This is a genomic window from Nonomuraea sp. NPDC005730 (assembly GCF_040630865.1).
In the GTDB taxonomy this organism is placed as follows: Bacteria; Actinomycetota; Actinomycetes; order Streptosporangiales; family Streptosporangiaceae; genus Nonomuraea.
This window is the reverse complement of record NZ_JBEXYK010000007.1, coordinates 164302-187125: the sequence shown is the minus strand read 5'-3', so window position 1 is coordinate 187125 and position 22824 is coordinate 164302. Positions and strand designations below refer to the sequence as shown.

Here is a 22824-nt window from a genome sequence, read left to right as displayed (position 1 = left end):
CGAATGGTGTAGGTGAGGCCCGCACACGAGTACGGCCGGCGTCCCCGTCCCCGGGGAGCGCCGGCCGTACCGAGGAAGCTAGGCCAGTTCGGGCCCCGGAGTGTCGACGCCGGCCCGCTCGGGACCGGAGCCGGTGCCGAACATGTCCCGGAGCTGCATCTCCTGCTCGATCACTCCGGACAGGCGCCGGACGCCCTCGCGGATGCGATCGGGCTCGGGGAAGCAGTAGGACAGTCGCATGTGCCGGGCGCCGCTGCCGTCGGAGAAGAACCCGGTGCCGGGCACGAACGCCACCCGCTCGGCCACGGCCCGCGGCAGGATCGCCTTGGAGTCGAGCCCTTCGGGCAGGGTCGCCCAGACGAAGAAGCCGCCGGCCGGACGGGTCCAGGTGACCTCGGGCGGCATCAGGGCCTCCAGGGAGTCCAGCATGGAGTCGCGCCGCTCGCGGTAGAGCTCCTTGAAGGACTTGATCTGCTCCCGCCACGGCTGCGTGGCCAGGTATTGGCCCACGGCGAGCTGCGTGAACACCGAGTGCGACAGCACGGCCGACTCCATGGCCAGGATCAGCTTGTCGCGGATGGCGTGCGGCGCGAGCGCCCAGCCGACGCGGAAGCCGGGGGCGAGCGTCTTGGAGAACGACCCCAGGTAGACCACGCCGTCGGGGTTGTCGGCGCGCAGGGCGCGCATGGGCTCGCCGTCGAAGCCGAGCAGCCCGTACGGGTTGTCCTCGATGACGAGGATGCCGGCACGCTGGCAGATGTCGAGCACCTGCTGCCGCCTGGCCAGGTTGAGCGTGACGCCGGCCGGGTTCTGGAAGGTCGGGATCGTGTAGAGGAACTTGACGGGCGCTCCGGCGGTCTCCAGCGCGTAGATGGTCTGCGCCAGCGATTCGGGCACGATGCCCTGATCGTCCATGGCGATGTGGACCACTTTGGCCTGGTAGGCGGAGAACGTCCCCAGGGCCCCGACGTACGAGGGGCCTTCGGCGAGCACGACGTCGCCCGGGTCGATGAAGATCCGGGTGATCAGGTCGAGCGCCTGCTGTGAACCGACGGTGACGACGACGTCGTTCGCCCCGGCCTCGATCCCCTCCAGCCGCATGACCTCGCAGATCTGCTCGCGCAGGTGCGGGTCACCCTGGCCGGAACCGTACTGCAGCGCGACCGTGCCGCGCGTGGTGACCAGGTCGGAGACCAGCTCGCCGACCATGTCGAGGGGGAGCGCCGTGACGTACGGCATGCCGCCGGCGAGCGAGACCACCTCGGGTCTCGACGCGACGGCGAAGAGAGCTCGGATCTCGGAGGCGACCATCCCGGTAGCTCGCGCGGCGTACCGATCGACGTAGGCGTCGATGCGCGACCCTTGGGTCGCGGGTGTCTGACCGTGATCCTGCTCTTCCGTCACGGCCCACCTCCTAGGTGTGTCATATCGGACCGAAATACCAGATTACGCCAGTCGGACATGTCCTTCGTGACCGGGCTCGACCGTCGTGGTATCCGCTGGCTCCATCTTCACTGAGCTACCATGCCACCAACGGACGCGGTTTTCGCGCGCTTTTCTGGGTCGACGATAGGGGCCGTAGTTGTCGCGCCGGCTGGTCAACATAACCCTGGACAATCTCGAAGATCTGCCACGCCGCTGCCGGCGGTGCGTGTTCTGGGAGCTCGATCCCGTCAGCGGCGAGCGGGCCATACATGCCGGCGACTCCGGGCTGGAGAAGGAGGCCTGGATCTCGGGCACCCTGCTGGAATGGGGGAGCTGCGGGAAAATCGCCTACGTCGACGGGGTTCCGGCCGGGTTCGTCCTCTACAGCCCGCCGCTCTACAGCCCGCGTTCGCTGGCCTTCCCCACCTCGCCGGTGAGCGCCGACGCGGTGCTGCTGATGACGGCCCACATCATCCCCGAGTTCTCGGGCGGCGGGCTGGGCCGGATGCTGATTCAGGGCGTGGCGAAGGATCTGACCCGGCGCGGGGTGAAGGCCATTGAGGCGTTCGGCGACCTGAAGTGGGAAGAGGCGAGTTGTGTAGTTCCTGCTGAATACTTGCTTTCTGTGGGTTTTAAGACGGTTCGACCGCATTTGCGGTTTCCGCGCCTCCGTTTGGAGCTGAAGAGCGCCGTCTCGTGGCGTGAGGACGTCGAGGTGGCCCTCGAACGCCTTCTGGGCTCCATGAGTCCGGAGCGCGCCCTTCGTCCCGTCTGACGGCTCTTGGGGGCCGAAGAAGGGCAAACGAGAGCCCCCTGCGGCACCGCCGCAGGGGGCTTTCGCATGAGGGCGACTAGATGATGCCGTCGAGCTCGCGGAGCAGCATGGCCTTCGGCTTGGCGCCGATGATCTGCTTCACGACCTCGCCCCCCTTGTAGACGTTCATCGTGGGGATCTGGAGCACGCCGTACTGGCGGGGAACCTCGGGGTTCTCGTCGATGTTCAGCTTGACGATCTCAAGCTTGTCGCCGTGCTCGTTCTCGATCTCCTGGAGGATGGGCGCGACCTGACGGCACGGGCCGCACCACTCGGCCCAGAAGTCGACCAGCACGGGCTTGTCGCTCTTGAGGACCTCGGTCTCGAACGTGGCGTCGGTAACTGCCTTCACGGTGCGCTCCTTACTTCTCGTTGTTGGCGAGCCAGCGCTCGGAGTCGAGCGAGGCGGCACAGCCGGTGCCGGCCGCGGTGATGGCCTGGCGGTAGGTGTGGTCGACGACGTCGCCGGCCGCGAACACGCCGTCGATGTTGGTGGCGGTCGACGGCGAGGCGACCCTGATGTACCCGTTCTCGTCCAGCTCGACCTGGCCCTTGACCAGGTCGGTGCGCGGGTCGTGACCGATGGCCAGGAACAGCGCGTCGGTCGCCAGCTCGCACTCCTCGCCGGTCTTGACGTTGCGCAGCTTGACCGCCTCGACCTTGGTGTCGCCGAGCACGTCGACGACCTCGGAGTCCCAGACGAAACGGATCTTCTCGTTGGCGAACGCGCGCTCCTGCATGATCTTGCTGGCGCGCAGCTCGCCACGCCGGTGGACGACCGTCACCATGCGCCCGAACCGGGTCAGGAACGTCGCCTCCTCCATGGCGGTGTCGCCGCCGCCCACGACCACGATGTCCTTGTTGCGGAAGAAGAAGCCGTCGCAGGTGGCGCACCAGGACACGCCGTGGCCGGACAGGCGCTTCTCGTTCTCCAGGCCGAGCTCGCGGTAGCCCGAGCCCATGGTCAGGATCACCGACTTGGCGTAGTAGGTGTCGGTGTGGGTCTTGACGACCTTGGGGTTGGCCTCCAGGTCGACCTCGACCACGTCGTCGGCCACCAGCTCGGCGCCGAAGCGCTCGGCCTGCTTGCGCAGGTTGTCCATCAGGTCGGGACCCATGATGCCGTCGGGGAACCCGGGGAAGTTCTCCACGTCGGTGGTGTTCATGAGCGCACCGCCCGCCGTCACGGAGCCCTCGAAGACCAGCGGCTTGAGTTCGGCGCGCGCGGAGTAGACGGCCGCGGTGTAGCCCGCAGGGCCCGACCCAATGATGATCACGTTACGAACGTCGCTCAACGCTCCCACGCCTTCCTCGTCTGCTGTTTGCTTCGGGCTCAACAGATCCTAGGCCGCGCTGATTCCCGGCCCTGCCCGCAAAACGAAAGAGCCCGCCGAAGCGGGCTCTGACGTGGGCTTTCGATTACCAGCGGCCCAATGTGGGCTTGCGCAGGTTCTTGCAGTTGAACGGGTCGACGATGTCGATGCGCAGCTTCTTGGCGGCCTGGTCCTTCCAGGAGGCCACGATCAGCGCCTCCTGACCGTTGTACTGGCCCTGGTCGACCGCGAACGTCTTCAGCTTCGAACGGGCGGCCACCTTGCCGACGCATCGGTCGACCCTGGCGGTGTCCGTAGGGCCTTCGAGGGCCGGAGCGGCGCCGAAGTACCCGAGCAGCGGCTGGCGCAGCTCCCGGTCGCTGTAGTTGTAGTTGCTGTCGGTCAGCGCGTAGGCCCTGGCCCGCTGGTGAGGCTTCGACGGTGTCGCGGGCTGCGCCACCGTGGGCCCGGACGAACCGCCCGGCCCGCTCCCGCCGGCCAGCAACCCGCCCGAGACCGCCAACGTGCCGACCACCACCGCGGCCGCCGCCGACGCCGCCACGGCGGGCATGGCCCACCTGCGCCGCCGTACCGACCTGGTCCGGGCCGGGACGATGGTGCCGTCGTCGGAGACCACCCCGAGACGTACCGGCTCGGGGATCTCCGCCGCCGGCTGCTCCCACGGGGAGTCCCGCATGAGCCTGTCCCAGTCAGGTGCTTCCACGAGGTCGACACCCCCGCGGCGGGACTCCGCCTCGGCGGCCAGCGCCTTGTCGATGCGCAGTGCGACGCCCATCGGCATGGCCGGTGTTGGGGTCGCCGCGAGCACCTCGCGAACCGCCGCCAGATCTGCCAGAAGCTCCCCACAGGGGTCGCAGACCGCGAGATGCTCGCGGACCCGGCGTGCCGTCGCGGCGTCCAAGAGATCCTCTGCCAGCTCGGCGAGGACCTCAAGATCGTAGTGCGTATCACCCGTCACGAAGTTCTGCTCCCTTCGCGGATGAGACGCGATTGAGGTCCGAACGGTTCCGCAGATGCGAAAGAATTGGGGCAAGTTTCGCGCGACCCCGTGCGCATCTGCTCTTCACGGTGCCGCTCGGCACCTGTAGCACCTGAGCTGCGTCTTCGACCGAATAGCCCATCATGTCCACGAGCACGAGGGCCGCCCGCTGGTCGGCGGGCAGCAGTTTCAGAGCGGCCGAAACCTCCATCGAGACCTCGCGCTCGACGGTCTGGTCGGGGAGCGGGCTGTCCCGCTCGGCGGCCTCGATCAGTTCGTCGTCGGCCACCGGACGGACGGACTTGCGCCGCATCCGGTCGAGGCAGGCGTTGACGACGATGCGGTGGAGCCAGGTGGTGACGGCCGCCTCGCCACGGAACGAGGCGGCCTTGCGATATGCGGAGACGAACGCGTCCTGAACGGCGTCCGCCGCCTCGTCAGGGTCACCGAGAGTACGCAGCGCCACCGCCCACATGCGGTCACGGTGCCTTTTGACGATCTCGCTGAACGCGTGTGGATCCCCGTTGATGTGCGCGGTCAGCAGCTCGGCGTCTGTGATCGCCGGCCGCTCCGCTGGTGAGGGTGTCTCGGGTGGGGAGTTCACAAGAGAGATTCCTGATTTATGCCGATCCGGGAGAATGCACCACTACTTCATAGATGGTGCCACGAAACTGGCCCGCATCTGCCGGAACGCGCGTAAACCAGATCAAAACGTACCGACCGGTTGCCGGGTCCTCGGGGGTCAGGGTGGTTTTGCCCGAGGCGCTCTTCTGGGTCGCCACGGTCTTGAGCGAGCCGAGCTCGGGGGAGTCGCCGACCCTCAGCTCGACGCTCGCGCCGTCGGCCTTGGCCAGCGTGGCCACCACGTCGCTGATCTGCATGGACTTGCCCATGTCGAGGAGCAGGCCGACGCCCTTCTTGAGGTTCCCCAGCTCGGCGTTGCCGTAGCTCTGGGTCGTCCAAGACGTGCTGGGCTTGCCGTCGATGGCCAGCCCGGCGATGTCGGACTTCTCGTCGCCGTCGTCGCCGAGCGGGTCGAAGCCCTTGGCCTTGTCCGGCTTGACGGCCTGGGCCGAGGCCGAGGCGGAGGACTTGCCGGTGGTCGGGCTGACCGACGCCTCGGGGGTGGCGGGACTGCCGAGGCTGCGGCCGATCGTCCAGGCGCCGACGCCAACGGCGGCGATGACCAGCAGCACCACCAGCGTCATCAGCACCCGGTTGAGCACGCTGCCGCCGCCCTGGCTGGGCGGCCGGCGCGGCACGGGCGGCGGGGGCGGCATGGTGCGCTGCTGCCGGTGGGCGATGTCGAGGCCCTCGGTGTGGGAGGCGGAGGCGACCGCCGGCGTCGAGGGGTAGGAGATGGCGATCGGCATGGGCCTGGCCACGTCGGCCAGCGCCTCGGCGACCTCGGACGGGCTCACCAGCGCGCCCTGGCCCTTGCGCGACTCCGGAAGGCAGGCGCGGACGGTGACGGTGTCCAGGTAGTTGGGGACGCCGGCGGTGACCTGCCGCGGCGAGCAGAAGTGCCCATCGATCATGGGAGCGGCGGGCAGGCCGCCCTCCTCCTCGTCGCCGGGCCAGTGGCCGGTCAGGCCGGCGTACAGCAGCCTGCCCAGCCCCTCGGCGTCGTCGAGGGCGGGCTGGTCGGTGGTGAGCCCGGACAGCGCGGCGTCGACGGCCACGCCGAGCACCTTGACCGTGTTGCCCGTCGTCCAGACCAGGTGGGACGGTCGCAGGCACAGGTGGTAGAGCTTGGCCTCATGGGCGTGCGCCAGCGCCTCGGCGGCCTCGGCCACCAGGCCGGCCGCGCGTTCGGGCTCCAACGGGCCGGCGGCGAGCAGGTCGGTCAGCGTCTCGCCGGTGACCCACTCGCTGACCACGTAGGAGTGCTTGTCGTCCTCGCCGGCGTCGAACACCTGCGTCAGGCGCGGGTCGGTGAGCCGGCTCGCGGCACGGGCGGCGGTGACGACCTCGTGCACGCGCGGGAAGTCGGGGCCGAACGTGTGCACCGCCACCGGGCGCGCGAGGATCTCGTCGATCGCCTTCCACAGGGTCGCGCCGTCGGACTCGGTGACGCGGTCCTCCAGCCGGAAACGTTCGGCCAGTCGGGTGCCGGGTTCCACGGCCGACGTGCTCACAGGCTCTCTCCGCTAGGCCGATCGGGCGTGCTCATGACTCGACTCACCTGCGTGGTGGTGTCCCACGTAGGCACGCTATGCCGGGTGGATCCGCCCACGCCCCTCCTGCTTCCATTCGCGCGTGTCGGGCACCATGGTAGTGCCGAGTCGATTCCGCCCGCGTTCTTTGCCAACCGGAAACTCGTCAGCCGTCGTGGTCAAGTCCGTCCATATGCCGGATTTCCCAATTACTACCGGCCTACGCGTCTGGCGACCATACCAACGAGTGAGTTGACCTCCGCTATGCGCATCCTGTGGGCGACGGCGAGATAGAGCAACAGACCCAGACCACCACCCACGGCCAGGACTATCAGCGAGTTGACGAAACCCAGACCGCCGAACAGCTGAGTGACCACCCAGACCGTGAGCAGCCCCAGCACGGCCGTGGGCAGCGACGCCAGGTACATCCTGGTCAGCGCCGTGCCGATGGTCCAGCCGCCCAGGCCCTGGACGCGGCGGCTGGCCAGCGTCCAGGCCAGGACCGCGCCCAGCCCGTACGCGACGGCGTAGGCCAGCGCCAGGCCCATCACCGCGTAGCGGGCGGGCAGCAGCACGAAGAAGATCACCATGAGCAGCGCGTTGACCGCGGTCGTGCCGGCCCCCACGAACACCGGCGTACGGGTGTCGCCGAAGCTGTAGAACACCCGCAGCAGCAGCTGGAACACCGCGAACGGCACCAGCGCGAGGCCGTAGACCTGCAGCACGTTCCCGATGTAGACGGCGTCGGCGACGCTGTTGGCGCCGTGGCCGTAGATCGGCACGGTGATCGCCGGGCCGAGCACCATCAGCAACAGCGAGACCGGCACCATGAGCGAGCAGATGAGCCGCACGCTCGACCCGAACTCGGTGCGCACGTCGTCGAGCCGGCCCTCGCCCACCGCCCGGCTCATCCGGGGCAGCATCGCCGTGATCACCGACACCCCGATGATCCCGTACGGGAGCTGGAAGAGCTGGAACGCCAGCGTGTACGGGCTGATGCCGTGGCCGGCCACCTCGTTGCCCGCCGAGCTGGCCAGGTTGGTCGTCAGCATGAACCCGAGCTGGGTGACCACCACGTAGCCGATGGTCCAGACCCCGGCCCTGCCCATCTCGCCCAGCCGGGCGTTGCGCACGTCGAAACGCGGCACGAACGAGAACCCCACCCGCTTGAGCGCGACGATCAGCACCACCGCCTGGGCGACGATGCCCGCCGTGGTGCCGAGACCGAGCAGCGCGAGGTCGCCGGTGGTGACCGCCTCGATGTCGGACCCGCTGCCGACCACGGCGTAGGCCACGAACACGCAGATGACGACCAGGTTGTTGAGCACCGGCGCCCACATGGGAGCGCCGTAGCGGTCGCGGGTGTTCAGGATGGCGCCCGCCACCGCGCCGATCCCGAAGAAGGCGAGCTGCGGCAGGATGAACCGGGCCAGCATGACCCCGGTCTCGAACTTGATGCTGCCGCGGTCCCAGTCGGTGTAGAGGTCGATGAGCAGCGGCGCGCCCAGCACGGCGAGCACGGCCACCACGACCAGCACGGCGGTGGCCAGCGTCAGCAGGCGCTGCTCGTAGGCGCGGCCGCCGTCGGCGTCGTGCTGCTGCGCCCGGACGATCATCGGCACCACGACGCTGCTCAGCACGCCGAGCAGCAGCAGGTCGAGGATGCTGTACGGGATCGCGTACGCCGCGTTGTAGGAGTCGCCCAGCGCCGCGGTGCCGATGGCGTAGGCCAGCACCATCGTGCGGGCGAACCCGGTGACCCTGGACACCATCGTGCCCGCCGCCATGATGGCGCTGGCCCGCAGCATGCGGCTCATACGGTCTCACTCTCCCGGGATCTGCCCGCTCGCGCGAGCCGTCGCTCCGACCGGCGGCGCAGGATCCGCGTCACGACGGCGGCGAGCATCACCGTCAGCGCGGCGCCCACGATGACCAGGGCGATGCCGGTGTAGCCGGTGGTGTGGATGGTCAGCCGCTGCGGCTTGCCGTAGGGCAGGTTGTCGATCGTGCGCAGTTGCACGGTGATCGTGGCGTCGCCGCTGGTGGTGGCGTTCATCGTCACCTGGCGCGTGCCGCTCAGGTTGCCGCCGATCACCAGCGGCTCCGGCGGGAGCGGCTTGATCTGCAGCCGCCCGGGGTTGTTGGACTTGACGTCGATGTAGAGGGTGACCGGCTTGTCCAGCGAGTTCTTCACGCTGATGGGGACCACGCCGTCGCTGCCCGCGAGCGTGCGCGGCGCGTCGGTCACCTGGATCTTGTCGATGCGCTCGTCCACCGCCGCGCCGACCAGCTTGGTGATGGCACGGCCCGCGCGGGTGTTGTTGCGCCAGGCCGACGAGGTGAGCCTGAGCACCGCGGCGTCGAACGTCGAGGGCGCCTTGGTCCCGGTGACCGAGGCGGTGAGCTGCGCCTGGGTGGCGACCTCCTTGACGGGGGCCAGGTATTTGGCGTTCAGCTCCTCCTTGCGGTCCTGCTCGGTGTAGGTGAGCTCGGCCCGCGGTGTCGCCGTCTTGCCGGGCTTGATCGAGTCGAGGGTGGTCATCGAGAGCCACGGCAGCTTGTTCGCGGTCTTCAGCAGGCTGGTGACCAGCGTCGGGTTGGGGTCCCAGCGGCGTGACGGCGCGACGACCAGCGACCGCGGCTCGACCTGCCCGGCCTCGGCGGCGATCATCGCGGTCTCGGCGATGAAGCGCTGCGTGCTGAGCAGCACCGTCGTGGGCGCGGTCGGCTCGAACAGCCGGCTCAGCTCGGCGTCGGCGACCAGCGCCTTGACCGGGCCGGCGACGGTGTCGAGCGTGGCGGCGGCGTCGGGCGTGTGGGTGACGGGCGGCTGCGGCGGCAGGTTGGTGGAGTTGAGCAGGACGGTGGAGACCTTGCCGGGGCTGACCGAGAGCAGGTCGAGCGCGTCGGCGTCGAGCACGCCCGCGGGCGGCCAGTTGATCGAGGTCTGCGCGTTGCGGTTGAGCAGCGCCCTGGCGGTCTGGCCGCCGAGCTCGATCGCCCGGCCGGGCTGGGCGTCGAGCCCCTGATGGGCCAGGGCCGTCACGTCGGGGTCGCCGTAGGGGGTGGCGATGACGGGAGAGGCGGCCAGCGCCGTGCTCATGGTGGACAGCCAGGTGCCGGCGGTGTCGTTGGCCGGTTTGCCTTCTGTGCCGTCTTTGGTCTTGACGTGGTAGCCCTTGGTCATCGCCTTCAGGTCGTCGAGCAGCGACGGCTCGACGAACCAGGTGACGCTCTTCGGCGCCGTCTGGGCGATGCGGGCCAGGTCGGCCAGGCGGCCCTTGCCGCTGAGCGACTGGCTCAGCTTGTCGTCGACGAACAACGTCTCGTCGGAGCCCCGGTGGGGCTGGTCGATGACGGGCAGGGCGACGGCCAGCTTGTTGGTCGGCAGCTTCGGCGTGGTGGGCGGGGCATAGGTGAGGAACGTGCGCTGCGCCGTGATCGGCACTTCGTTCTGGGAGACGTCGACGGCGATCCGGTAGACGCCGAACGAGCGGTAGCCGAGCTGGATCGGGGTCGCCGTGAACGTCCAGGTGGCCTGTCCGCCGACGGCCAGGGCCGGGATGTCCATGGCCGAGGTGCGGGAGACGTTGCCGGGCAGCGTGGCGTTGTTCTGGTCGGTCTGGTACGCCGCCATGGAGGCGCGGTCGTAGAAACGTTCGCTCGTGTAGCGCAGGCGTACGCGGAGGGGGCCGAGCGCGGTCCCGGTGTCGTTGCGGACCGTGCCGGTGAACTTGATCTCGTCGGTCGGGCTGCTCGTCACCTGTGGCGTGATCGACGTGATGGAGACCGAGAGCGTCTCCCGCGCCGCCTCCACCGTGGCAGCAGAGTTCGGCGCCGCCGCCACCATGGGGGCGAGCGACGCGACGGACATCACGGCGAGCAGCGCGACCTTACGGATCACACGCATGCCAGAGCTGGGGTACGACGGCGCACGCCCGCAATGGTACGGGTTCAGTGCCGCGGCGCGACCGCCTCGCGTGTTCCCCGTGGTCGGGGCGTACGCAGGTCGACCGTCTTGCCGGTAAGGAGATTCAGCAGGTCGAGCGCACGAAGACAGAGCGCGGTGTGCCGTTCGCCGGTGGCCGTGAAGACCGCCATGTCGTCGGCGACGAGCCGGTCGTCGATGAGCACCGGCAGCGACTCCGGCAGCAGCAGCGGGCAGACGAGCCCGTCGGTGTAGTCGGTGGCCGAGTTGACCAGGAAGGCCGGGGCCGGCCGCACCTGGCGGGCGCCCAGCAGGCCCCCGACGACGCCGGGCTGGGGCGGGGCCGCCGCGGTGGACACGACGGCGACGACGACCTCGCTGCCGATCCTGGTGGCGACGTCGAACATGGTGACCACGACGCACCGCCCGGGCTCCGCGGAGACCGTCTCCGGCAGTTCCTCCGCGCAAGTCATGGGGCGCGGAAGGCGTACGATCTCATGATGGACCTGGTGTGCGAGGAGCCAGCGGTGGATCGCGAGGGCGTCCTTCATGAAGTCCTCCTCCGTCTCGCCCTGTTCCATGGCCCCCGACGGTCCCCAGACCGAAGGTAACCCGGACCTGATGTGGCTCGGGGGATATGTTCCGGAATCGAAGGACCGACAGGGTTTGTCCGACTCAACAATGACCGAAAGCCAGCAGCGGGCGATGCACGACCTGTTCCGCAAGATCGCACCGGTGGCCGACGAGCTCGGCCGCCTGTTCGCCGACCACGGCCACGAGCTGGCCCTCGTCGGCGGGCCCGTGCGCGACATCCTGCTGGGCCGCGTCGGCAACGACCTCGACCTGACCACCGACGCCAACCCCCACAGGGTGCTCGACGTCGTCAGGGACTGGGCCGACTCCGTGTGGACGATCGGCATCGACTTCGGCACCGTCGGCCTGCGCAAGGGCAACTGGCTGATCGAGATCACCACGTACCGGAGCGAGTCCTACGACCCCAAGTCGCGCAAGCCCGAGGTCGCCTACGGCGAGACGCTGGAGGCCGACCTGGAGCGGCGCGACTTCGCGGTCAACGCGATGGCGGTGCGCCTGCCCGGCCACGAGTTCGTCGACCCCTACGGCGGCCTCGACGACCTGCGCGCCAAGCGGCTGCGCACGCCCGGCACCCCCGAGCGCTCGTTCGCCGACGACCCGCTGCGCATGCTCAGGGCCGCCCGGTTCGCCTCCCAGCTCGGCTTCGACGTCGACCGGGCCGCCCTGGCGGCGATGACCGCGATGGCCGAGCGCATCGAGATCGTCTCGGCCGAGCGCATCCGCGACGAGCTCGACAAGCTGCTCTGCGGCGCCAACCCGCGCGAGGGCCTGCGCCTGCTGGTGGAGACCGGCCTGGCCGCGCACGTGCTGCCCGAGCTGCCCAAGCTGCGCCTGGAGATCGACGAGCACCACCGGCACAAAGACGTCTACGAGCACAGCCTGACCGTGCTCGACCAGGCCATCGCCCAGGAGGAGGACGGCAAGCCCGACCGGATCCTGCGCTGGGCCGCGATCATGCACGACATCGGCAAGCCCAAGACCCGGCGCCACGAGGCCGGTGGGCGGGTGTCGTTCCACCACCACGAGGTCGTCGGCGCGCAGATGACCAAGAAGCGCATGGCCGAGCTGAGGTTCCCCAAGGACGTCGTGGCCGACGTCTCCCAGCTGGTCGAGCTCCACCTGCGCTTCCACGGCTACGGCACGGGGGAGTGGACCGACAGCGCCGTGCGCCGCTACGTGCGCGACGCCGGCCACCTGCTCGGCCGCCTGCACAAGCTGACCAGGGCCGACTGCACCACCCGCAACAAGCGCAAGGCGGCGGCGCTGTCGCGCACCTACGACCAGCTCGAAGAGCGCATCGCCCGGCTCGCCGAGGAGGAGGAGCTGGCCAAGATGCGGCCCGAGCTCGACGGCAACGAGATCCAGGCCGTCCTCGGCGTGGGCCCGGGGCCCGTGGTGGGCCAGGCGTACAAGTTCCTGCTCGACCTCAGGCTGGACAAGGGCGTGCTCGGCAAGGAGGCGGCCACCCAGGCGTTGCTCGACTGGGCGAGGTCACACGGCCTGGGATCGTGACGACGACGTCGTGACCATCCGGTAGGCCAGCGCCGCCACGGGGTAGCCGACCGTGATGATCACGACGGCCGGGTACGACTTGCCGTTGGGCGGCAGGATCGCGGCCGAGAGCGCGGCGGCCAGCACGTACATGCCGTTGAAGAGCATGTCGTAGAGCGAGAAGGCGCGGCCTAGGTAGGCGTCCTCGACGTCGCGCTGGACGGTCGTGTCGGCGCAGATCTTGACGCTCTGCCCGGCCACGCCCAGCACGAAGCCGGCCACCGGCAGCCCCCACGTCTGGAACGGCAGGACGAGCGCGCCCGCCAGCACGCCGGCCGAGGACAGCGCGATGACCACCCAGGGGCCGATCCCGAACCGCTCGGTCGCGTACGGAGTGATGATCACCGCGAGGAAGTAGCCGAAGCCGGACGCGGCCACCACCAGGCCGATGCCGCGCAGGGCGGCGTCGGGGTCGCCGTCGGTGAAGTAGTAGCGGTAGAGGATGATGCCGAGGGCGGTGGCCATGCCGTACAGGAAGCGGTGCGCGGCCATCGCGCCCATGGTCGCGGCGGCTTCGCGGTGACTCGCCAGATGGCGGGCGCCGTCGACCAGGCCCACGACCACGTTGCGCAGGGCCTCGCGGGCCTGGGGCTGCTCGGGGTCGTAGGACGGGCCGAGCAGCGCGCGGTCCATCTTGCGGGCGACCAGGGCGCTCAGCCCGAACATCACGCCGGACACGACCAGCAGCAGCCCGATGCCCCGGTCGCTGTCGCCGAACACCTCGCGCAGCAGGAACCCGACGCCCACGCCGACGAACGTGACCACGGTGCCGCAGGTCGGCGTCACCGCGTTGGCCGCCATCAGCCGGTCGGACGGCACCACGTGCGGCAGCGAGGCGCCGAGCGCGGCCAGGAAGAACCGGTTGACCCCGAGCACGCCGAGCGCGGCCGCGTAGAAGACGGGGTCGGGCGCGTCGGAGGCGACCAGCGCCGCCGCGACCAGCAACAGCCCACCGCGCACGAACGGCGCGACGACCAGGATCTGCCGCCGCGACCACCGGTCGATGAACACCCCGACGAACGGCCCGAGCACGCTGTACGGCAGGAACAGCACGGCCAGGCCGGCGGCCACCGCCAGGGCGGTCGTCTGCTTCTCGGGGCTGAAGAAGGCGAAGTTCGTGACGCCGAACTGGAAGATCCCGTCGGAGAACTGGGAGACCAGCCGCGTGCTGAACAGCCGTCGGAAGTCACGGCCTTGGAGGACGACGCGGAGATCGGCGACGAATGACACTCCGTCAGCCTAGCCGGGCGCACCGCGACATAGGATGCGCCGGAGGTGGCCGGGCGGGTTCCGAACGCGCACGACGATCTCGTACGCTTCAAAGCGTGACCACTGAGGAACACGTTGTGCTGGTCGACCGCGAGGGGCACGCGCTCGGCACCGCGCCCAAGACGTCGGTGCACGGCCGGGAGACCCCGCTCCATCTAGCCTTCTCCAGCTACGTCTTCGACCCCGAAGGCCGCGTGCTGCTCACCAGGCGGGCCAGCCACAAGATCACCTGGCCCGGCGTCTGGACCAACAGCTGCTGCGGCCACCCGCTGCCGGGCGAGGCGCTCGGCCGGGCGGTCGTCCGCAGGCTCTCCTACGAGCTGGGCCTGCACGCCGGCGGCGCCGATCTCATGCTGCCCGGCTTCTCCTACCGCGCCGTCATGGGCAACGGCATCGTCGAGCACGAGCTGTGCCCGGTCTACCGCGTCACGGTCGACACCCCGGTGGCGCCCAACCCCGACGAGGTGGGCGAGGTGCGCTGGATGCCGTGGAAGGAGTTCGCCGAGGGCGTGCGCAGCGGCCTGCTGGCGATCTCGCCGTGGTGCAGGGAGCAGGTGCCGCTGCTCTGCGAGCTGGGCGCCGACCCGATGACCTGGCGTCCCGCCCCCGACGACGAACTGCCCCCCGCCGCGCGCGGCTGAGCCGCGGCCGCGAGGGGCCCACAGGTCAGCGCTCGACCTCACCCCTGATGAACTTCTCGACGTACTCGCGGGCCTCGTCGTCGGAGTACTGCTCCGGCGGCGACTTCATGAAGTACGACGACGCCGACAGGATCGGGCCGCCGATGCCCCGGTCGAGGGCGATCTTGGCCGCGCGCACGGCGTCGATGATGATGCCGGCCGAGTTGGGGGAGTCCCAGACCTCCAGCTTGTACTCCAGGTTCAGCGGGGTGTCGCCGAACGAGCGGCCCTCCAGGCGCACGTACGCCCACTTGCGGTCGTCCAGCCACGGCACGTGGTCCGACGGGCCGATGTGCACGTCGGCCTTGCCCATCTCGTGCGGGATCTGCGAGGTGACCGACTGCGTCTTGGAGATCTTCTTCGACTGGAGCCGGCTGCGCTCCAGCATGTTCATGAAGTCCATGTTGCCGCCGAAGTTGAGCTGGTACGTGCGCAGCAGCTCGACACCGCGGTCCTCGAACAGCTTGGCCAGCACGCGGTGCGTGATGGTGGCGCCGACCTGCGACTTGATGTCGTCGCCGACGATCGGCACCCCGGCCTCGGTGAACTTCTCCGCCCACTCGGGGTCGGAGGCGATGAAGACCGGCAGCGCGTTGACGAACGCCACCTTGGCGTCGATGGCGCACTGCGCGTAGAAGCGGTCGGCCTCCTCCGAGCCCACCGGCAGGTACGAAACCAGCACGTCGACCCGGTTGTCGCGGAGTACCTTGACCACGTCGACGGGTTCCTCGTCGGACTCCTCGATGATCTCGCGGTAGAACTCGCCCAGACCGTCGAAGGTGTGGCCGCGCAGCACGGTCACCCCTGTCGGCGGCACATCCGTGATCTTCACGGTGTTGTTCTCGCTGGCGACGATCGCCTCGGAAAGGTCACGGCCGACCTTCTTGGCGTCCACGTCGAAGGCGGCGACGAACTCGACGTCACCCACGTGGTACTCACCGAACTTCACGTGCATCAGGCCCGGCACTCGCGCGGCCGGGTCCGCATCCTTGTAGTAGTGGACGCCCTGGACCAGCGAAGACGCGCAGTTGCCGACACCGACAATGGCCACGCGAACCGAACCCATCGCACTCGCTCCCTTACTCATCAGTTGACGTGGTATCTCTCTCGGGCCCTTCCGAGGCCCGCCGCTCCGTGGCGATCAGCTCGTTCAGCCAACGCACCTCGCGTTCGACCGACTCGAGCCCATGGCGCTGCAGCTCGAGCGTGTAGCTGTCGAGCCTTTCCCTGGTACGGGCCAGCGCCGTGCGCACGCTGTCGAGGCGCTCCTCCAGGCGGCTGCGGCGGCCTTCGAGGATCCGCAGGCGCACCTCGGCCTCCGTGTGCCTGAAGAAGGCGAAGTGCACACCGAAGCTCTCGTCCTCCCAGGCTGACGGGCCGGCCTGGGTCAGCAGCTCCTGGAGGCGTTCCTTGCCCTCCGCGGTGAGCTTGTAGACGATTTTCGACCGGCCGCCGACGATCGTGGCGGGAGCGGGTTGCTCCTCCACGATGAGGCCCTGGGCCAGTAGTGATCGCAGACAGGGGTACAGCGATCCATAGGAGAACGCACGGAACATGCCCAACAGGGCGTTGAGCCGTTTGCGCAGCTCATAGCCGTGTAGCGGCTGTTCGTGCAGCGACCCGAGCACGGCTAGCTCCAGAACTCTGCCTTGTCCGCTGGCCACTGGAACCGCCCCCTCTCGCGTCGATGTATCGAGTCGATACATCCAGAGGATACGTCGATTCGCTATAAGGCCGCAATCAAAGGATTTGCCAAGCCGTTGGGATGATTCGGTAAAACGCCGTAGTCTGGCGCTCATGTGGTCACAACGGAGGGTGGTGGACTACGGCCTCGCCAAGCGGGCAGCGGTCTGTTCCCTGGAGGTGGGCCGTGCCTCGCGCGGGGACCTCTGTGACGCACAGCCGTACCTCCTTCGCGCGGCCCGCGTGTTCGGCGAACCGACCGAACGTCTCTGCCCGGTGTGCGAGAGGGAGAACGTCACCAACGTGACCTATGTCTTCGGCGATTCGCTCGGACGGCAGGCCGGTCAGGCAAAGGCCACGTCAGAGCTTGTCGAAATGGCCCATGATTACGATGAGTTCCGGGTGTACGTCGTCGAGGTCTGCCAAGGTTGTTCCTGGAACCACCTGACGGTCTCGTTCGTCCTCGGCAACGGACCGCCAGACCTCGTCGGCCAACCGTGAACACCGAGGGCGGCGAGTCACCTCACGCCCATACGCCGTTTTTATCCGACGACGATGCGAGGACGTGTGAGTAACAGCATGAATGAGGGGACGGCCCGCCCGGGAAGGCGCCGTCGCTCCAACTCATCCCGTTCTGTGCCCCCAGGTTCTCCTCCCCAAACCGGCGATTCCGATTGGGGTGCCTCGCAGCAACAGCGTCGTCCTGAAGCCGCGTACGAGCAGACGGGCGCGATGTCCGCGCAGCCGTACGGCGACCCCGCCGCCGGGCCGCAGCCCCAGCACGGGGCGCCCCAGGGGCGCGAGGAGCCGACGCCGCGCAGCCGCTCCCGGGCGCGGCAGGACACGCGTTCGATGAGCAACCAGGAGACGATGGTCAGCGACGCGCCGCCCAGGCGCTCGCGCAGGGCGAGCGGGCCGGGCGAGCCGCCCAAACCGCCCGGCCCGCCCGGCCCGCCGGACGGGAAGCGCACCGGCTGGCGCCGGTTCGTGCCGAGCTGGAAGATCGTCGTGGCCAGCGTGGTCGTGCTGGCGGCCGGCATCTTCGGCATGATCATGGTCGCGTACAACCTCACGCCGGTGCCCAAGGCGCCCCAGGCGTCGGCGATCGCGCAGCAGAGCACGCTCTACTACCGCAACGGCAAGGTCCTCGCCAAGCTCGGCGTGCCCCGGCAGACCGTCGAATTCAAGGACATGGCCGACACCCTCAAGGACGCCACGGTCGCCATCGAGAACAAGACGTTCTACGAGGACTCCGGCATCTCCCTCTCCGGCATGGCGCGTTCGGTGTGGATGACCGCGACCGGCCAGCAGCTCCAGGGCGCCTCGACCATCACCCAGCAGATGGCCCGCGGCTACTACGACGGCCTCAGCCAGGAGGTCTCCGTCAAGCGCAAGCTCAAGGAGATCTTCGTCGCGGTCAAGCTCAACCAGGAGCTGACCAAGGAAGACATCCTCGCCCGCTACCTCAACACCGTGAACTTCGGCCTCGCCTACGGCGTCGAGGCCGCCTCGCAGGCGTACTTCGGCAAGAGCGTCCACGCCAAGGACCTGACCCCCGAGCAGGGCGCCTACCTGGCCGCGCGCATCCAGCGCCCGAGCTGGGGTCCCGACGACCCCGGCCTGCGCGAACGCTGGAGCACGACCATCAAGTACATGGCCGAGCAGTGGCCCCAGAAGTACGGCGGCCTGCCGGCGAAGGCGAAGTTCCCGAAGGTCTACAAAGGCGACCCCAAGGAGGTCTACGCGGGCCTGCGCGGCTACATGATCACGCAGGTGCTGGAGGAGCTGAAGCAGCGCAAGCTCACCCCTGACATGGTCAGGAGCGGCGGCTACCAGATCACCTCGACCTTCGACGAGAAGCTCATGAAGGCCGCCAAGACGGCGGTCGAGGCCACGACGGCGAACATGTCGAAGGAGTTCCACGCCGGTCTGGCCGCCGTCGACCCGAGGAACGGCCGCGTCCTGGCCTTCTACGGCGGCTCCAACTTCCTCACCGATCCGTTCAACGAGCCCTTCGACGCCAACAAGCAGGCCGCGTCGGCGTTCAAGCCGTACGTGCTGGCGGCCTGGCTGCAGGCCGGTTACTCGCTCAAGAGCTACGTGCCGGGCAACCAGACCGTGCCGAAGGTCATCCCGGGCGAGCAGAAGGGCGGCTTCCGCAACAGCCACAACGTCGGCCAGGCCGTCGACGTGGTCAAGGCCACGGCGCAGTCCGTCAACACCGCGTACGTGTCGATGGCGTTCAAGCTGCCCAGGCAGCTCGACGACGTCAAGGAGCTCGTGGAGAACGCCGGGTTCGACAAGGGACGCATGGACCAGGACGTCAAGGATCACCAGTTCCAGTTCGCCATCGGCAGCGCCCTGGTGAAGCCGGTCGAGCAGGCCGCCGGGTATGCGATCTTCGCCAACGGCGGCAAGTACACCAAGTACCACGTGGTGCAGGACGTCAAGCTCAACGGCCAGGTCGTCTACCCCGAGCAGCGGACCTCGACCAGGGTCATCGACGCGGAGGTGGCCGCCGACTCGACGACCGCCATGCAGGAGGTGCTGAGGAGCGGCACCGCAGCGGGCCAGGGGCTCGGCAACCGGCCCGCGGCCGGCAAGACCGGCACCAACAACAACGAGAAGGAAGCCTGGTTCGTCGGCTACACGCCGCAGATCTCCACGGCTGTCGGGTTCTACCGCGAGCGGTGCGTGACCAAGTCGGGCAAGACCGTTCAGCCCCGGCACTCGAACTGTCCCATCGTCCCCAACGAGAAGAAACCGGGCAAGTACGGCCCGAACAACCCGTACACCACGGCCGTGGAGTCCCCGCTCGGGTTCGAGGGCGCCGGCCCGCCCACCGCGACCTGGCGGCGGTTCATGCTCGCCGCGCACGAGGGCAGGCCGATCGAGCAGTTCCCGCAGAAGGCCGACATCGGCCTGCCGGAGAACATCGTGCCGCGCCCGGTGCCGACGCCGACCCCGACCGCCGAGAACCCGTTCGACGACGGCGGCGACAACCCCTTCGACGACGGCAGCGAGCAGAACTGCCTGGTCGCGCCGTGCAACGACGACAGCGGTGACGTCACCGACGACTCGCAGGACACCGGCATCCCCGAGGCCGACGACCACGGCATCCTGAGCGGCGGCGGAGGCGGCAAGGTGCCCGACTCCCGGCCGACGGGAACCTCGCAGATGAGCGCCCGACACGAGGAGTGGTGACCACGACCGAGGCACGCGTCCCTCTGGCGGCGCGTGCCGTGCCGTACCTGCCCCTGGGGCTGATCGCCGCCCTGGGGGCCGTGCTCGGCTACGTGGTGCGGCTGCCGTGCCGCACCGGCGGATGGAACGACCAGGTCCAGACGTACACGAACTTCTGTTACACCGACATCTACCCGCTGTACTTCGACCGGCAGCTCGCGACTCAGAACCCGTACTTCGCCGACGTGCCGTTCGACAAGCAGGTCGAGTACCCCGTGGTGCTCGGCGAGGTGATGCAGGTCATCGCCTGGATCTCGCGGAAGCTGGAGCTCGACCAGGTCGCGCAGGCCGTCCGGTTCTACGACCTGACGGTCCTGCTGCTCGGCATCTGCCTGGTGGCCGGCGTTCTGCTGATGGCGGCGGTGGCCGGGCCCACCCGCCGGTGGGACGCCCTGTGGTACGCGATCTCGCCCGCCGTGATCCTGGCCGCGTACATCAACTGGGACCTGGTCGCCGGCGCGCTGTCGATGGGCATGCTGCTGGCCTGGGCGCGCAGGCGGCAGGTGCTCGCGGGCGTGCTGCTCGGGCTGGCGATCGCGACCAAGTTCTACCCGCTGATGTTCCTCGGGGCGCTGTTCCTGCTCACGCTGCGGACCGCGCGCTGGCGGCCGTTCCTGGTGACGCTGGGGTCGGCCGCCGGGGCCTGGCTCGTGGTGAACGTGCCCTTCATGGTCTTCGCCTGGGACGGCTGGCGCCGGTTCTACGTCTTCTCCCAGGAACGCGGGATCGACTGGGGCTCGCCGTGGCTGTTCTTCCAGCGCAAGGGCTGGGGGATCCTGGGCGAGGCCGACGTCAGCACGCTCGGCATGGTGACGCTCGCCGTGCTCTGCCTGGGCATCGCCGTGCTCGTGCTCACCGCGCCGCGCCGGCCCCGGCTGGCGCAGCTCTGCTTCCTCGCGCTGGCCGCGTTCATGATGACGAACAAGGTGTGGTCGCCGCAGTTCGTGTTGTGGCTGGTGCCGTTCGCGGTGCTGGCCAGGCCCAGGTGGAAGCCGCTGGCGTTGTGGCAGCTCGCCGAGGTCTGGTACTTCGCGGCGATCTGGCTCTACCTGCTCGCCCAGTCCCCGCTCAGCAGGGACGACCTGGGCATCGGGGACGACACCTACTTCACCGCCGTCTGGGGACGGGTCATCACCATCGGCATCATGATGGCGTTCGTCGTCCGTGACATCCTGCGCCCGGAACGGGACGTGGTGCGCCAGACCGGCGTCGACGACCAGGCGGGCGGGGTGTTCGACGACGCCCCCGACCGGTTCGTGCTGAAGACGAGATGATCACCCGCTCGGCCGCTCGGGACGCGCTGCTGCTGTGGCTCGGATCGCGGGCCGGGCTCCTGCTGTCGACGCTGCTCGGCCTGACCCTGGCCGAGTACGCCGGCAAGTGGCGTCAATGGGACGCCGGCCTGTTCGTCACGATCGCCCAGTACGGGTACGACGGCGAACCGGGCAAACCGCGCGACGACGGCCTGCCCGCGTTCTTCCCCGGCCTGCCGGTCGCGCTGCGGGCGCTGCATCTCGTGGTGCCCGACTGGGCGATCTGCGGATTGCTGATCTCGCTGGCCGCCGGGGCGGTGGCCGTGGTCGCGCTGGCCAGGCTGGCCGAGTTCGAGGGCGCGACCGGCTGGATGGCGGTGCTGGCGCTGCTGCTGTTCCCGATGGCCGTGTTCCTGGCGGCGGGCTACAGCGAGTCGCTGTTCCTGGCCTTCGCGATCCCCGCGTGGCTGGCCGCCCGGCTCGGACGCTGGCCGCAGGCCGTCCTGCTGGCGGCGGGGGCGTCGTGCGTGCGGATCACCGGCTTGTTCCTGGCGGTCGCGCTGGTGGTGGAGTTCGTCAGGAGCAGGGAGTCGTGGCGGCAGGCCGGGTGGCTGGCGGTGCCCTTCCTTCCGCTGGCGGCGTACTCGTTCTACCACTACCGGCGGTCGGGCGACTGGCTGGCGTGGAAGCACGCGCAGGAGGCCGGCTGGGGACGCGACTTCGTCTGGCCCTGGGAGGCGTGGCGCACGACGTGGAACTCGGCCATGGGCACCGACGACTTCGCGGTGGCCTTCCGCATGGAGATCGCCGGGGCCGTGCTGGCGGTGGGCGTGCTGGTGTGGCTGCTGGCGCTGCGCAGGTGGAGCGAGGCCGTCTACTGCGGGTTGCCGGCGGCGGCGCTGATGACCTCGGCGTACTACCTGTCGATCCCGCGCTCGCTGCTGCTGTGGTTCCCGCTGTGGGTCCTGGTCGCCAAGGTGGCGACCAGGAAGCCCTGGGTGATCGTGCTGTACGCGATGATCTGCGGGCCGCTCATGTACCTGAACACGGTCCGCTTCCTCACGGGCGCCTGGGCGGGCTGAAGTCTCTACCCGTTTCTTCGCCTCGGTAATCCAGGGAAGTTATCCACAGGCTGTGTGTTTTCGGTCCGGAGACGTTCAGAGGTTCTTGCGCAGGAACGCGATGTCGTCGGCCTGGCCCTCGCCCGGCGTCTCCACCACGACCGGGGCGCCCGCCGCGCGGCAGACCGCCAGGATCAGCTCAGGGTCGATCTTCCCCTGACCCAGGTTGGCGTGCCGGTCGGCGCCGGAGTCGAAGTCGTCGCGCGAGTCGTTGCAGTGGACGAGGTCGATGCGGCCGGTGATCGCCTTGACCCGCTCGACCAGGTCGACCAGTTCCTCGCCGCCCGCGTGCGCGTGACAGGTGTCGAGGCAGAAGCCCACGTCGAAGCCGTCGAGCGCGTCCCACAGACGGGCGATGCGCTCCAGCCTGCGGGCCATGGCGTTGCCGCCGCCCGCGGTGTTCTCGATGAGCACGGGGATCGGGCACTCCATGCGCTCGAACACCTTGCGCCAGTTGTCGAAGCCCACCTGCGGGTCGTCGCTCTTGTTGACGTGGCCGCCGTGCACGACCAGGCCCTTGGCGCCGAGCCCCGCGGCCGCCTTGAGGTGCTGTTCGAGCAGCTTGCGGCTGGGGATCCTGATGCGGTTGTTCGTCGTGGCGACGTTGATCAGGTAGGGGGCGTGGATGTAGATGTCGACACCCTCGACCGGCTTGTCCGGCAGCACCGGCTTGGCGTAGCCCTGCGGGTCGCCGAGGAACAACTGCACGACCTCCGCCCCGACCCGTTCGGCGTGAGCGGCGGGGTCGTCCTGGTCGACGTGAGCTCCGATACGCACCATGTCAAGGAGCTTAT

20 protein-coding genes are annotated in these 22824 nt (G+C 69.1%); 7 read left to right on the top strand and 13 right to left on the bottom strand.

Annotation, left to right across the window (positions count from 1 at the left end; translation table 11 throughout):
* Positions 1-78: 78 nt before the first annotated feature.
* Complete coding sequence (locus tag ABZ444_RS12930; protein WP_357995254.1) at positions 79-1311, bottom strand: PLP-dependent aminotransferase family protein; 1233 nt, start codon at positions 1309-1311, stop codon at positions 79-81.
* Positions 1312-1582: 271 nt separating this feature from the next.
* Between ABZ444_RS12930 and ABZ444_RS12925 the strand changes: the two genes are divergently transcribed.
* A complete protein-coding gene (locus ABZ444_RS12925) occupies positions 1583-2200 on the top strand; it encodes a GNAT family N-acetyltransferase (protein WP_357995185.1) in 618 nt (205 codons plus the stop codon).
* Between the two features lie 76 nt (positions 2201-2276).
* On the opposite strand, the gene trxA is transcribed toward ABZ444_RS12925, so the two are convergent.
* The 8 genes from trxA to ABZ444_RS12885 all read right to left on the bottom strand — a co-directional run bounded on the left by trxA (position 2277) and on the right by ABZ444_RS12885 (position 11217).
* Positions 2277-2591: a thioredoxin gene (gene trxA, locus ABZ444_RS12920; RefSeq protein ID WP_357995183.1), complete on the bottom strand. Its 315-nt coding sequence runs from the start codon at positions 2589-2591 to the stop codon at positions 2277-2279.
* 10 nt (positions 2592-2601) lie between these two features.
* A complete protein-coding gene (trxB, locus tag ABZ444_RS12915) occupies positions 2602-3534 on the bottom strand; it encodes a thioredoxin-disulfide reductase (protein ID WP_357995181.1) in 933 nt (310 codons plus the stop codon).
* Positions 3535-3658: 124 nt separating this feature from the next.
* A complete protein-coding gene (locus tag ABZ444_RS12910) occupies positions 3659-4531 on the bottom strand; it encodes a zf-HC2 domain-containing protein (RefSeq protein ID WP_357995179.1) in 873 nt (290 codons plus the stop codon).
* Positions 4521-5156, bottom strand: coding sequence for an RNA polymerase sigma factor SigM (gene sigM / locus ABZ444_RS12905; protein WP_352322958.1), 636 nt, complete (start codon positions 5154-5156; stop codon positions 4521-4523). The genes ABZ444_RS12910 and sigM overlap by 11 nt, the downstream gene beginning before the upstream one ends.
* A gap of 16 nt (positions 5157-5172) precedes the next feature.
* Positions 5173-6690 carry a protein kinase family protein gene (locus ABZ444_RS12900; RefSeq protein WP_357995177.1) on the bottom strand — a complete coding sequence of 506 codons (1518 nt, stop codon included), beginning with the start codon at positions 6688-6690 and terminating at the stop codon, positions 5173-5175.
* A gap of 230 nt (positions 6691-6920) precedes the next feature.
* Entirely contained in the window at positions 6921-8525 is a 1605-nt protein-coding gene (gene murJ / locus ABZ444_RS12895) for a murein biosynthesis integral membrane protein MurJ (protein WP_357974020.1), read from the bottom strand.
* Positions 8522-10618, bottom strand: a complete 2097-nt coding sequence (locus tag ABZ444_RS12890) for a DUF6049 family protein (RefSeq protein WP_357995175.1) — start codon at positions 10616-10618, stop codon at positions 8522-8524. Before ABZ444_RS12890 ends, murJ begins: the two co-directional genes overlap by 4 nt.
* A gap of 44 nt (positions 10619-10662) precedes the next feature.
* Complete coding sequence (locus tag ABZ444_RS12885; RefSeq protein WP_357995173.1) at positions 10663-11217, bottom strand: YbaK/EbsC family protein; 555 nt, start codon at positions 11215-11217, stop codon at positions 10663-10665.
* Between the two features lie 100 nt (positions 11218-11317).
* Here ABZ444_RS12885 and ABZ444_RS12880 point away from each other — a divergent pair, with 100 nt between their 5' ends.
* The gene (locus ABZ444_RS12880) at positions 11318-12742 is read left to right on the top strand and encodes a CCA tRNA nucleotidyltransferase (protein ID WP_357995171.1); all 1425 of its coding nucleotides are present in this window, start codon (positions 11318-11320) and stop codon (positions 12740-12742) included.
* Here ABZ444_RS12880 and ABZ444_RS12875 read toward each other — a convergent pair.
* The gene (locus tag ABZ444_RS12875) at positions 12722-14011 is read right to left on the bottom strand and encodes an MFS transporter (RefSeq protein ID WP_357995169.1); all 1290 of its coding nucleotides are present in this window, start codon (positions 14009-14011) and stop codon (positions 12722-12724) included. The two genes, ABZ444_RS12880 and ABZ444_RS12875, sit on opposite strands and share 21 nt — an antisense overlap.
* Positions 14012-14106: 95 nt before the next feature.
* On the opposite strand from ABZ444_RS12875, the gene idi reads away from it, so the two are divergent.
* Positions 14107-14691 (top strand): isopentenyl-diphosphate Delta-isomerase, encoded by a 585-nt coding sequence (idi, locus tag ABZ444_RS12870; protein WP_357995167.1) that lies wholly within the window; start codon positions 14107-14109, stop codon positions 14689-14691.
* Between the two features lie 25 nt (positions 14692-14716).
* Here the strand turns inward: idi and ABZ444_RS12865 are convergent, their stop codons facing one another.
* Positions 14717-15796 (bottom strand): inositol-3-phosphate synthase, encoded by a 1080-nt coding sequence (locus ABZ444_RS12865; RefSeq protein WP_357995166.1) that lies wholly within the window; start codon positions 15794-15796, stop codon positions 14717-14719.
* A gap of 13 nt (positions 15797-15809) precedes the next feature.
* Positions 15810-16394 (bottom strand): PadR family transcriptional regulator, encoded by a 585-nt coding sequence (locus ABZ444_RS12860; RefSeq protein WP_352322949.1) that lies wholly within the window; start codon positions 16392-16394, stop codon positions 15810-15812.
* Positions 16395-16527: 133 nt separating this feature from the next.
* Between ABZ444_RS12860 and ABZ444_RS12855 the strand changes: the two genes are divergently transcribed.
* From ABZ444_RS12855 to ABZ444_RS12840, 4 genes are all read left to right on the top strand, one after another.
* Complete coding sequence (locus ABZ444_RS12855; protein WP_357995163.1) at positions 16528-16914, top strand: DUF5318 family protein; 387 nt, start codon at positions 16528-16530, stop codon at positions 16912-16914.
* A 231-nt stretch (positions 16915-17145) separates the two neighbouring features.
* Positions 17146-19617 (top strand): transglycosylase domain-containing protein, encoded by a 2472-nt coding sequence (locus tag ABZ444_RS12850; RefSeq protein WP_357995161.1) that lies wholly within the window; start codon positions 17146-17148, stop codon positions 19615-19617.
* Positions 19614-20930, top strand: coding sequence for a glycosyltransferase 87 family protein (locus ABZ444_RS12845; protein ID WP_357995159.1), 1317 nt, complete (start codon positions 19614-19616; stop codon positions 20928-20930). Before ABZ444_RS12850 ends, ABZ444_RS12845 begins: the two co-directional genes overlap by 4 nt.
* Positions 20927-21991, top strand: coding sequence for a mannosyltransferase family protein (locus ABZ444_RS12840; protein ID WP_357995157.1), 1065 nt, complete (start codon positions 20927-20929; stop codon positions 21989-21991). Before ABZ444_RS12845 ends, ABZ444_RS12840 begins: the two co-directional genes overlap by 4 nt.
* A gap of 75 nt (positions 21992-22066) precedes the next feature.
* Here ABZ444_RS12840 and ABZ444_RS12835 read toward each other — a convergent pair whose 3' ends face one another.
* Complete coding sequence (locus tag ABZ444_RS12835) at positions 22067-22810, bottom strand: deoxyribonuclease IV (protein ID WP_357995155.1); 744 nt, start codon at positions 22808-22810, stop codon at positions 22067-22069.
* Positions 22811-22824 lie beyond the last annotated feature (14 nt).

Coding starts and splice junctions, on each gene's coding strand:
- ABZ444_RS12930 (WP_357995254.1), bottom strand. CDS start 1,311: ATGGTCGCCTCCGAGATCCGAGCTCTCTTCGCCGTCGCGTCGAGACCC.
- murJ (WP_357974020.1), bottom strand. CDS start 8,525: ATGAGCCGCATGCTGCGGGCCAGCGCCATCATGGCGGCGGGCACGATG.
- ABZ444_RS12890 (WP_357995175.1), bottom strand. CDS start 10,618: ATGCGTGTGATCCGTAAGGTCGCGCTGCTCGCCGTGATGTCCGTCGCG.
- ABZ444_RS12885 (WP_357995173.1), bottom strand. CDS start 11,217: ATGGAACAGGGCGAGACGGAGGAGGACTTCATGAAGGACGCCCTCGCG.
- ABZ444_RS12880 (WP_357995171.1), top strand. CDS start 11,318: ATGACCGAAAGCCAGCAGCGGGCGATGCACGACCTGTTCCGCAAGATC.
- ABZ444_RS12865 (WP_357995166.1), bottom strand. CDS start 15,796: ATGGGTTCGGTTCGCGTGGCCATTGTCGGTGTCGGCAACTGCGCGTCT.
- ABZ444_RS12855 (WP_357995163.1), top strand. CDS start 16,528: ATGTGGTCACAACGGAGGGTGGTGGACTACGGCCTCGCCAAGCGGGCA.
- ABZ444_RS12850 (WP_357995161.1), top strand. CDS start 17,146: ATGTCCGCGCAGCCGTACGGCGACCCCGCCGCCGGGCCGCAGCCCCAG.
- ABZ444_RS12840 (WP_357995157.1), top strand. CDS start 20,927: ATGATCACCCGCTCGGCCGCTCGGGACGCGCTGCTGCTGTGGCTCGGA.
- ABZ444_RS12835 (WP_357995155.1), bottom strand. CDS start 22,810: ATGGTGCGTATCGGAGCTCACGTCGACCAGGACGACCCCGCCGCTCAC.